The sequence below is a fragment of the Vibrio sp. 2130-1 genome (assembly GCF_033339515.1).
In genome coordinates this window covers 1-545 of the sequence record NZ_JAWOUT010000619.1, presented here as the reverse complement: position 1 = coordinate 545, position 545 = coordinate 1, and the positions used below count along the sequence as shown (strand labels likewise).

Here is a 545-nt window from a genome sequence, read left to right as displayed (position 1 = left end):
TCCAACTGAAGAGTACGAGTACTACATGGAGCTGATGGCGCTATTAAACAACCTGCTAGAAACAGCGCGTAGCCGTGGTTTCAAGTTTTTGGATTCTCACATCGAAGCACCAGAACAAAGCTCTATCTTCCTGATGTTCCCGCAAGTTTCTGAGGATCATCGTCTGATTTCGTTCATTACTGATAATTTACGTTTAATGGCGATGGGACAAATGTCGCCTCATGAATTAGAGGGACTGTTAGAACAAGAAATCGAAGCTATCCAGAACGAACTGCTGCTGCCTTCACGCTCATTACAGCGTACCGCAGAAGCACTACCTGGTTTCGGTATTCTTGCCGCAGTTGGTGGCATCATCATCACTATGCAAGCCATAGATGGTTCTATTGCGCTCATTGGCTATCACGTAGCCGCTGCCCTTGTAGGTACATTCATTGGTATTTTTGGTTGTTACTGTGGTCTAGATCCACTAAGTAACGCCATGGCTCAGCGAGTGAAACGTAATATGACCGCTTTTGAATGCGTACGCGCAACGCTCGTTGCTTACG

The 545-nt window shown here is 46.2% G+C and carries 1 protein-coding gene; it reads left to right on the top strand.

Features of this window, described 5'->3' with window-relative positions; translation table 11 throughout:
- Window positions 1-545, top strand: a 545-nt coding sequence (locus tag R7Q09_RS27740; RefSeq protein WP_318144160.1) for a MotA/TolQ/ExbB proton channel family protein, incomplete at both ends; no start/stop codon positions are given.